Here is a 9,646-nt window from a genome sequence, read left to right on the forward strand (position 1 = left end):
CGCCATCAGCGCGATCAGCAGCAGCATCGGGCTGGGCCGGTACAGGAACAGCCCGACCAGCACCGGCACGCCGGCGAACCAGATCCGCGGCGACAGCACCGCGGTGATCCGGCCGCCGTCGAAGGGCGACAGCGGGATCAGGTTGAACAGGTTCAGGAAGAAGCCGGCATACGAGACCGCCAGCAGCCAGTCCAGGTTCCAGCTCCGCGCCAGCAGGTAGCAGACGGTGGCGCCGACAGTGCCCAGCAGCGGCCCGCCCAGGCCGATGTAGGCCTCGGTCTGCGCGTCGTGGGGCATGTGCTTGAGCTCGACCCAGGCGCCGACGAAGGGAATGAAGGTCGGCAGCCCGACGTCCAGGCCCTTCTGGCGCGCGGCGATGAAGTGGCCCATCTCGTGCACGAACATCAGCGCGACGAAACCCACCGCGTAGCGCCAGCCGTAGACCCAGGCGTAGAGCAGCACCGACAGCAGCATCGTGCCGCCGCTGAGCAGCAGCTTGCTCAGCTTGGCGCCCGACAGCAGCAGCAACAGCAGCTTGGTCATCGCCTCAGGACTCCGCGGCTTCGGACTTCTTGCGGCCGAACAGCTTCAGGATCGCGCCGCCGAAGGCCACGCCCGCCAGCAGGATGACCTTGGCGAACTTCAGGAAGAAGGCGCCGATCACCGCCAGCAGGCCCAGCTTCTTCGCACCGACACCCAGCACCAGCGCGGCCAGGCCGTACTCGGCCACGTGGTCGGTGCTCGCGTTGAAATCGGCGTAGCGCTTGCCGTCGTTGAACTCCAGCGCGCCCAGCAGCTGCTGCGCATCGCCCTGGTACTTGGGCAGGTCGTTCAGGCCGGTGACCAGGTTGAGCGACATGTAGCCCTCGCGGCCCAGCGCATAGGTGTTGTAGTTGACGCCCAGCGGCTCGTCGGCCGGCGCGCCCACCTCGCGCGACTTCATCGCCCACACCAGCCGGTGGGTGTCGGCCGCGTAGGTCGGCTGCTGCGCCCAGCCGGTGATCTCCAGCGCGCGGCCGCCCATCTTCTTGCGCTCCTCGTTGCTGGCCTCGGTGCCTTCCTTGAAGCTCTTGAGCATGTCGGCGGCGTCCCAGTGCTTGGCGTCGTCGTCCTTGATGTAGCCCGACTTCTCGAAGCGCAGCGTCGCGAACCACTCGCCGTCGCCGCGCGGGAACACCACGCCCTCCAGGTCGCTGTAATCGCCCGGGTTGCCCATCGCGTGCATCAGCTTGGCCGCATGCGGTTGCGGCACGTAGACCTTGCCCTCGGGCAGGTGCAGCACGGCCTGGGTGGACAGCTTGATGTCCTGCGGGCCCTTGACGATGTCGTTCTGCGCGGCGGCGATGACCTTGGCGAATTCGTTCTCGCCGGCCTGCGCCCAGACCGGCGCGGTGACCAGGGACAGCGCGCCCAGCAGGGCGGCGGCGAAGGCCCGCAGGGCGCGGGCGGGGGTGGTGGCAAGCATGGGGACTCCCTCGAAACGGACGGATGCACGGCCTCTGGCGGGCCGAGGGGTGCGAGTCTATCGATGTGGGCCATCGAAAAAGACGCACCTCCCCCTTCCGGGGGCGTCGCCGTGCGCCCAGGGTGACAAAAGACACACGGCCCGCCGGGGTGTCCCCCGGGGCGGGCCGTGTCGGTGACCGGGCGGACCGGGTGGTCCGCCGCTCAGGCTCGGCGGATCACGCCGCGTTCTGCCACTGCTGCTTCAGCTGCTCCCACTTCAGGCGCGCGGCCTTGACGTGGCGCTCCTTGACGTGGCCGTAGCCGCGGATGTCCTCCGGAATGCGGGCCAGGTCGACGGCCACCGGCAGGCGCTCGGCGCTCAGGCCCTTGGCCAGGATGGCCTCGATCGTCGCGCGGTAGTCGGCGATCAACTGGCGCTCCATCTTGCGTTCCTCGGTGTGGCCGAACGGATCGAAGGCGGTGCCGCGCAATCCCTTCATCTTCGCCAGCATGCCCATGGCCGGACGCACCCAGCCGCCGAAGGGGCGCTTCTGCAGCTCGCCCTTGTCGTTCTTCTTGGCGAGCATCGGCGGGGCCAGGTGGTGCACGACCTTGAAGTCGCCTTCGAACTGACCCTTGATCTTGTCGAGGAACTTCGTGTCCGTGTGCAGGCGGGCGACTTCGTACTCGTCCTTGTAGGCCATCAGCTTGAACAGATAGCGCGCGACGGCCTCGGTCAGCCGTGTGCCGCCTACCGGCTGCTCCGCTTGACGACCTTCTCGACGAAGGTCCGGTACTGCTCGGCGTAGGCCGCGTTCTGGTAGTCGGTCAGGAACTCGACGCGCTTGGCGATCAGCTCGTCCACGCCCTGGCGCTTGACGAAGTTGATCACCTGCTGGGCCGCGAACAGCGACTGCACCGCGGCCAGGTCATGGGCGCAGCGACGGCCCCATTCGAAGGCGGCCTTGTTGTTGTCGACCTGCACGCCGTTGAGCTCGATGGCGCGCATCAGCGCGGCGTGGCTCAGCGGCACGCGGCCCTTCTGCCAGGCGAAGCCCAGCATCAGCGGGTTGGTGTACAGCGAGTCGCCCAGCAACTTCACCGCCACTTCCTCCGCGTCGAACATGCCCAGGTGCGGCGCGCCGACGGCCTTCTGCACCGCGGCCTCGCAGGCGGCGCCGGGGAAGGACCAGTTGGCGTCGTTGACCAGCGTGGCGGTGGGCGAGCCATGCGTGTTCAGCGCGACAAAGCTGCGGCCCTCGCGCATCACGGCCAGCGTCGTCTTGTTGGCGGCGACGATGGAATCGCAGGCGATGACCAGGTCGGCCTCGGCGGTGCCGACCTTGGTGCAGTAGATCGCGTCCGGCGAGTTGGCGATCTGGATGTGGCTCCAGGTCGCGCCGCCCTTCTGGGCGAGGCCCGCGGCGTCCTGCGTGACGACGCCCTTGCCCTCCAGATGCGCGGCCATGCCCAGCAGCTGGCCGATCGTGATCACGCCGGTGCCGCCGACGCCGGCCACCACGATGCCCCAGGCCTCGACCGGGTTGGGCACCAGCGGCTGCGGGATCGCCGGCAGCGAGGCGTCGAAGGGGCTGACGCGCTTGTCCTTCTTCGGCTTCCTGAGCTCGCCGCCCTCGATGGTGACGAAGCTCGGGCAGAAGCCCTTCACGCAGCTGAAGTCCTTGTTGCAGGTGTTCTGGTTGATCTGGCGCTTGCGGCCGAACTCGGTCTCCAGCGGCTCGACCGACAGGCAGTTCGATTGCACCGAGCAGTCGCCGCAGCCCTCGCAGACCAGCTCGTTGATGACGGTGCGCTTGGCCGGGTCGACCAGCTTGCCGCGCTTGCGACGGCGGCGCTTCTCGGTGGCGCAGGTCTGGTCGTAGATGATGACCGTGGTGCCGGGGATCTCGCGGAACTGGCGCTGGATGGCGTCGAGCTCGTCGCGGTGATGCACGGTCACGCCGGCCGCGAGCGGCTTGCCGTCGTACTTCTCCGGCTCGTCGGTGACGATGACCAGCTTGGCGACGCCTTCGCTGATCAGGCTGTTCATGATCTGCGTGACGCTGTGGCCCTCGGGGCGCTCGCCGACCTGCTGGCCGCCGGTCATCGCGACGGCGTCGTTGTAGAGCACCTTGTAGGTGATGTTCACGCCGGCGGCGATGGACTGGCGGATCGCCAGGATGCCGCTGTGGAAGTAGGTCCCGTCGCCGAGGTTGCTGAAGATGTGCTTCTCGTCGGTGAACGGCGCCTGGCCCACCCAGGGCACGCCTTCGCCGCCCATCTGGGTGAAGGTCGCGGTGTTGCGGCCCGGCATCCAGGTGACCATGTAGTGGCAGCCGATGCCGCCGACGGCGCGCGAGCCGTCCGGCACGCGAGTGCTGGTGTTGTGCGGGCAGCCGGAGCAGAACCAGGGCGTGCGGTCGGCGCCGCCGGCGGTCTTCTCCTCGCTCTTGAGCGACTGCTCCTTGGCGTCGATCAGCGCGACGCGCGAGTCCAGGCGCGCGGCCGTGTCGGCGTCCACGCCCAGCTTCTTCAGGCGCTTGGCGATGGCGCGGGCGATGATGGCCGGCGTCAGGTCCGCCTGCGGGCGCAGCAGCCAGTTGCTGCTGGGGTTGGGCTGGCTCCATTCGCCGCCGCTGCGGTCGCCGTCGGACTCGTCGAACTTGCCCAGCACGTTCGGGCGGACGTCGGGGCGCCAGTTGTACAGCTCTTCCTTGAGCTGGTACTCGATCATCTGGCGCTTCTCCTCGATGACGAGGATTTCCTGCAGCCCGGTGGCGAAGTCGCGGGTGATGGTGGCTTCCAGCGGCCACACGACGTTGACCTTGTGCAGCCGGATGCCCAGGCGGCGGCAGCTGTCGTCGTCCAGGCCCAGGTCGTGCAGCGCCTGGCGGGTGTCGTTCCAGGCCTTGCCGGAGGCGATCAGGCCGATGCGGTCGTTGGGCGTGCTGATGACGTTGTGGTTGAGCTTGTTCGCGCGGACGTAGGCGAGGGCGGCGTACCACTTGAAGTCCATCATCCGGGCTTCCTGGTCCAGCGGCGGATCGGGCCAGCGGATGTGCAGGCCGCCCGGGGGCATCTGGAAGTCGGTGGGCAGCACGATGTCGACGCGGTCGGGATCGATGGAGACGCTGCTGGAGGACTCGACGATCTCCTGGATCGTCTTGAGCCCGGACCACAGGCCCGAGAAGCGGCTCATCGCGAAGGCGTGCAGGCCCATGTCGAGGATGTCCTGGACGCTCGACGGGAAGAAGACCGGGAAGCCGACCGCCTTGAAGACGTGGTCGCTCTGGTGGGCGGCGGTGGAGCTCTTGGCGATGTGGTCGTCGCCGGCGATCGCGATCACGCCGCCATGCTTGCTGGTGCCGGCCATGTTGGCGTGCTTGAAGACGTCGATGCAGCGGTCGACGCCGGGGCCCTTGCCGTACCACATGCCGAAGACGCCATCGAATTTGGCCTTCTCGGGGAACAGCGCCATCTGCTGGGTGCCCCAGACGGCGGTGGCGCCGAGTTCCTCGTTGACGCCGGGCTGGAAGACGATGTTCTGCTTGGCCAGGTGCTTCTTGGCGGCCATCAGGGCCTGGTCGTAGCCGCCCAGCGGGGAGCCGCGGTAGCCGGAGATGAAGCCGGCGGTGTTCAGGCCGGCGATGGCGTCGCGGGTGCGTTGCAGCATCGGCAGGCGGACCAGCGCCTGGACGCCGCTCATGAAGGCGCGGCCCTCGTCGAGTGCGTATTTGTCATCCAGCGTGACCTTCTCGAGGGCGCGCAGGATGTGTTCGGGCAAGGGGGCGTTCATGCGGGGAGTCTCCTGATGGGTGGCTGACCTCCGGTCCCCGCTTGTGGCGGGGCCGTGTGCCGTGGCTGCCGACGCGTCGCCAGTATGGGCGCGCGCGGAAAACGCAGCGAACAGTGTAGGAAACAATGCCCGGCGAGTGTTTGCTAGTTCTCCGCCGTCGCGGGCTGTTTGAGCAAGAATCTTTCCCGAACCGGTTCAAGGAGTTCGTATGGCATCGAAAAATGGCGCATCAGGGAAAACCATGAGGGTGCCGGCAGGGTCGCCGGGCGGCGACGACGCCGAGGACGGGGTGGGGCCGGGCGGGTCGATCGGTGGGTCGAATGGATTGAATGGCGGGGCGCCGAACGGGGAACTCGACCGGTATCACGTGGCGATCCTGGCCGAACTGCAGCGCGAGGCGCGGTTGTCCAACGCCGAATTGGCGGCGCGCATCGGGTTGTCGCCGGCGCCGACGTGGCGGCGGGTGCGGTGGCTGGAGGAGCAGGGCTTCATCACCGGCTACCGCGCGGAGATCGACCGCCGCCGGCTGGGCCTGGGCGTGCTCGCGTTCGTGCGGGTGGACGCGGACCGCAACAACGGCGCCGCGACGAAGGAGCTGGAGGAGGCGATCCGGCAGCTGCCGGAGGTGATCGCCTGCCACTACATCAGCGGCGCGGGCACCTTCGAGCTCGAGGTCATGGCGACCGACCTGGATGCGTTCAGCCGGTTCTCGATCGACACGCTGCTGAACCTGCCGAACGTGAAAGATATCCACACGAGTTTCTCGCTCGGTGAAGTAAAGGCCGGCGGCGCATTACCGCTCGGGCATTTGAAACCGAAGGGATGAGCGACGGCGGAGAAACTTCCGGCATATCTGTCCACTTTACTTCCGGTGAATGGGAAATGCGGTCGTCGAATACTCGACGACCGCCGGGTGGTTTCTAGCCACGTTTCTCAAACCCGCCTGCCGTCCAGGCGATCAGGCTGAGCAAGAGGGCCGTGCAGAAAACCGTCAACGCCCAGGAAGGCAGCGTGGGCCAATCTCCGAACAAACCGCGTTGGACGACCGGTTGGAGGATGGCGATCAGGCTCACCGACCTGACCAGCCAACGCGGCGACAGCGTCGTCGCGGAAACTGGCTTGTCGGCCACGATGTGCTTCACTGCTGCGCGTGGGAGATTTGGCGCTCGGAGCTGAGGCCGCCGCTGAACAGCCCGCCGCCGATGAAGCCGCCGATGCCGCCCGCGATGAACCCGACGCCGAAACCAAATGCCGCGCCGGGGCCCAGCACCGCGCCGGTGATTCCCCCGGCGATGCCGGTCCCGACCGCACCGGCCCAGGCCCCTTGGACGGCAGCTTGCGTGTCCCAGCCGCCGGCCACGCTGTCGATTTCCTCCGCAGACAGTTCGCGGAATCCGGCTTGGGAGAGTTCCATCGTCAACATATGCGTTCTCCTATGAATCCTGTCGATATTGAAGGCCGCCGGGATGGCGGCGCCAGGAGCGACCCCTTCGTATTTCTCGAGTCGCGGAGCAACGCTAAATGCCGATGGATATCGCTGGAACTAGGGGAAATTCCATCATGGATATCTGTTAACTGAAATCAGTGGGAATTCCTCCGCATGCTCGCTGCGGCCCGGTGAAAACAAGTCGGTCGGGCATTCGAGCCCGGCGCTGGTCAATATTAAGTGGCTGAAACTCGTCAGGCGCCGGCAACGTCCGCTGTACCGGTCGGCATCGCAAGTCCCTGTACCGGGCCGCCGCGCGGGCCCGCTGGCATAGTCGGCGGTCCCCCCGCTCGCCCTGGCCGCCATGACGCTCCCGCTCCGCCATTTCCTGCTCGCGCTGACCGTGGTCGCCATCTGGGGAAGCAACTTCGTCGTGATCCGCTGGGGCCTGAACGCGTTCCCGCCGCTGCTGTTCGCCGCGCTGCGGTTCACGCTGGCGACCTTGCCGGCCATCCTCTTCCTGCCGCGGCCCAAGGTCGGCTGGCGCAACCTCGCCGCGTATGGCGCCTTCGTCGGCGTCGGGCAGTTCGGCCTGCTCTACCTGGCGATGCGCTCGCAGATCTCGCCCGGGCTCGCCTCCCTGGTCATCCAGACCCAGGTCTTCTTCACCCTGCTGCTGGCCATGCGCCTGAGCGGCGAACGCGTCCAGGGCTTCCAGTGGCTCGCGCTGGCCATGGCCGCGGCCGGCATCGGCGTCATCGCCTCGCACACCGACGGCACCACCACCGTGCTCGGCCTGGCAATGGTGCTGCTGGCGGCCTTCAGCTGGTCCAGCGGCAACATCGTCGGCAAGCGCGCCGGCTCCGTGAACATGCTCGCCTACGTGGTCTGGAGCAGCGCCTTCGCCGCGCCGCCGCTGTTCGCGCTCTCCTTCGTCGTCGAAGGCCCGGCCCGCATGGGCGAGGCGCTCCAGCACGCCGGCCTCGGCGCCTGGGCTGCCGTGCTTTGGCAGGCGGTCGGGAACACGCTGTTCGGCTACGGCGCCTGGAGCTGGCTGCTCTCGCGCCATCCCGCCGCGACCATCGTCCCGATGGCGCTGCTGGTCCCGGTCTTCGGCATGAGCTGCTCCGCGCTGCTGCTGGGCGAAGGCCTGCCGCCCTGGAAGTTGATGGCCGCGGCGCTGGTGATGAGCGGCCTGGCGGTGAACCTGCTGTGGCCGCGGATGCGCGGCGCGCTGCGCGCCGCATGACCGCCTCGGCCGCGGCGGCTGCGCGTGTCGCCGCCGCGCTGATGCTGGCCTCGTCCGCGGCGCTCGCCCAGTTCGCGCCGCCGGAAACCGGCAGGACACCGGCCGCACCCTCGGTGCGCGACCAGGAAATCGCGGAATGCCGCCCCGGCGAGCTTCAGACCTGGGGCGATGGGCGCGACCGCCCGATCGCCTCGCGCGCGCTGCGCTTCGCCTATCGGCACGACAACGCGCCGCCATGGTTCAGCGAGGCGCAGGTGATGGCGCTCGTGACGCGCTCGGCCCAGGCCTGGTCCACTTGCGGGCTCAAGCTCGCCGTCATCGCGGTGCCGCGCGGCCAGGCGCCGCCCGAGGACGCCATCCAGATCCTGTGGAGCGACGTTGGCAGCCGCGGCCAGTTCGCGCTGGCCAACGTGGGCGCGCGCAGCCTGTCGATCGGGCCGGCCCTGTTCGCGCTGCTGCGGGAGCGCAACCCCAGACACCCGGCCGCGCAGACGCTGCAGATGGTGCTGTCGCACGAGATGGGGCACTTCCTCGGCCTGATGGCGCATTCGAAACGCTGCGTGGACACGATGTCCTACTACGACAACGGCAAGGGTGAACGCTGCGCGCTGCGCGACCCGAAGAGCTGGGGCAGCGTCGTCGAGTACCGCTCGGCGCTGCCCACCGCCTGCGACATCGAGCGCTGCCGCGCGCTCAACCGCTGAGCCCCGCGGCGACCGGGCCACGCCGCACGACGGCCCCGGCCGCGACGGCCGACGGCGTATGCTGCCGCGATGAACCCGACACGCCGCTTCGTCCTTTCCGCCGCGTCTCGCGTCGCGCTCCTCGCCGTGCTGCTCGGCGCCAGCGCCGCCTTGATGGGGCCCGCCCGCGCGCAGGGCCCGAAGCAGAACCTGCAGGTCGAGCTGCGCTGGGTCGAATCGGAGCTCAGCGGCGCCACCGTCGCCGGCGTGCGCGACGGCAGCACCGTCGTGAGCACCGGCGGCAGCGTCTCGGCGCGCGGCGGCGTGACGCTCTCCACCGAGAACCGCGAGCAGCGCCAGCAGCTCTTCCCGCGCCTGCTGGTGCTCAACGGCGCGCAGGCCTCGTTCACGATGACCGAGTCGACGCCGATCCAGTGGGTCGACGTCGCGCTGGACCGCCAGCAGGGCGAGCGCGATCGCGTGGTGGTCGTGCCGCGCCAGGGGCTGGCCGAGCGGGTGCGCGGCATCGTCGTGCGGCCCAGCTGGCCGGGCGGCCGCAATCCGGTGAACGTCGAAGTCCGGGCGTCGGACCAGGCGCAGATGCCATCCGGCGGTGCCTACGGGACCTCGCTGCCCGACGCCCAGCAGCGGCCCAGCACCGACGTGCTCAGCACCGTCCAGGCGCCGTTGGGGATCTGGGTCACCATCGCTCGCACCGGCAGCGTGACGGCGAGCGCCAGTCGCAACGTCTACAGCACGCGCGATGCCGAGGTGCAGAAACTGCGGGAACTGCAACTGCGGGTGGATGCCGCGCCGTAACGAAAGTGGCTCCATAACGGTATTTTCGAATCGCGCTTCTCGGCGAAATTGGTATTTGACTGGTGTTGATTTTCGCGGTGATCGGCTAAGCTCCGGCGTCCACTGGAGACCCGCATGCCCGCTCGAGTCCTGTCCCACCTGCCCACTCCGTTGACCGCCGCCATCACCTCGCTCGGAGCCATCGCCGCCTCGGCCGCCATCGCCGCGACGCCCGCGCCCGGCGCGGC

General features: G+C 68.7%; 8 protein-coding genes and 1 pseudogene. 4 read left to right on the forward strand and 5 right to left on the reverse strand.

Annotated elements, in window-relative coordinates; genetic code table 11:
- From FUT87_RS08395 to FUT87_RS08405, 3 genes and pseudogenes are all read right to left on the reverse strand, one after another.
- Positions 1-543 (reverse strand): site-2 protease family protein (locus FUT87_RS08395; protein ID WP_147240724.1); only part of this gene is annotated, 543 nt, incomplete at its 3' end.
- Positions 544-547: 4 nt separating this feature from the next.
- Positions 548-1,465: a DUF2167 domain-containing protein gene (locus FUT87_RS08400; RefSeq protein WP_147240725.1), complete on the reverse strand. Its 918-nt coding sequence runs from the start codon at positions 1,463-1,465 to the stop codon at positions 548-550.
- 217 nt (positions 1,466-1,682) lie between these two features.
- Positions 1,683-5,242: pseudogene (locus FUT87_RS08405) on the reverse strand (indolepyruvate ferredoxin oxidoreductase family protein).
- A 241-nt stretch (positions 5,243-5,483) separates the two neighbouring features.
- Between FUT87_RS08405 and FUT87_RS08410 the strand changes: the two are divergent.
- Positions 5,484-6,068, forward strand: coding sequence for an Lrp/AsnC family transcriptional regulator (locus tag FUT87_RS08410; protein WP_255511732.1), 585 nt, complete (start codon positions 5,484-5,486; stop codon positions 6,066-6,068).
- 94 nt (positions 6,069-6,162) lie between these two features.
- On the opposite strand, the gene FUT87_RS08415 is transcribed toward FUT87_RS08410, so the two are convergent.
- On the reverse strand, positions 6,163-6,384 hold the full coding sequence (locus FUT87_RS08415; protein WP_147240727.1) for a hypothetical protein: 222 nt from the start codon (positions 6,382-6,384) through the stop codon (positions 6,163-6,165).
- The gene (locus tag FUT87_RS08420; RefSeq protein WP_091728276.1) at positions 6,381-6,665 is read right to left on the reverse strand and encodes a hypothetical protein; all 285 of its coding nucleotides are present in this window, start codon (positions 6,663-6,665) and stop codon (positions 6,381-6,383) included. The genes FUT87_RS08415 and FUT87_RS08420 overlap by 4 nt, the downstream gene beginning before the upstream one ends.
- Before the next feature lie 367 nt (positions 6,666-7,032).
- Here FUT87_RS08420 and FUT87_RS08425 point away from each other — a divergent pair, with 367 nt between their 5' ends.
- The 3 genes from FUT87_RS08425 (at position 7,033) to FUT87_RS08435 (ending at position 9,419) form a co-directional block, all read left to right on the forward strand.
- Positions 7,033-7,917, forward strand: coding sequence for an EamA family transporter (locus tag FUT87_RS08425; protein ID WP_147240728.1), 885 nt, complete (start codon positions 7,033-7,035; stop codon positions 7,915-7,917).
- Complete coding sequence (locus tag FUT87_RS08430; RefSeq protein ID WP_147240729.1) at positions 7,914-8,621, forward strand: hypothetical protein; 708 nt, start codon at positions 7,914-7,916, stop codon at positions 8,619-8,621. The genes FUT87_RS08425 and FUT87_RS08430 overlap by 4 nt, the downstream gene beginning before the upstream one ends.
- Positions 8,622-8,690: 69 nt before the next feature.
- Positions 8,691-9,419 (forward strand): hypothetical protein, encoded by a 729-nt coding sequence (locus FUT87_RS08435; protein ID WP_147240730.1) that lies wholly within the window; start codon positions 8,691-8,693, stop codon positions 9,417-9,419.
- Positions 9,420-9,646 lie beyond the last annotated feature (227 nt).

It is taken from the genome of Mitsuaria sp. TWR114 (assembly GCF_007997345.1).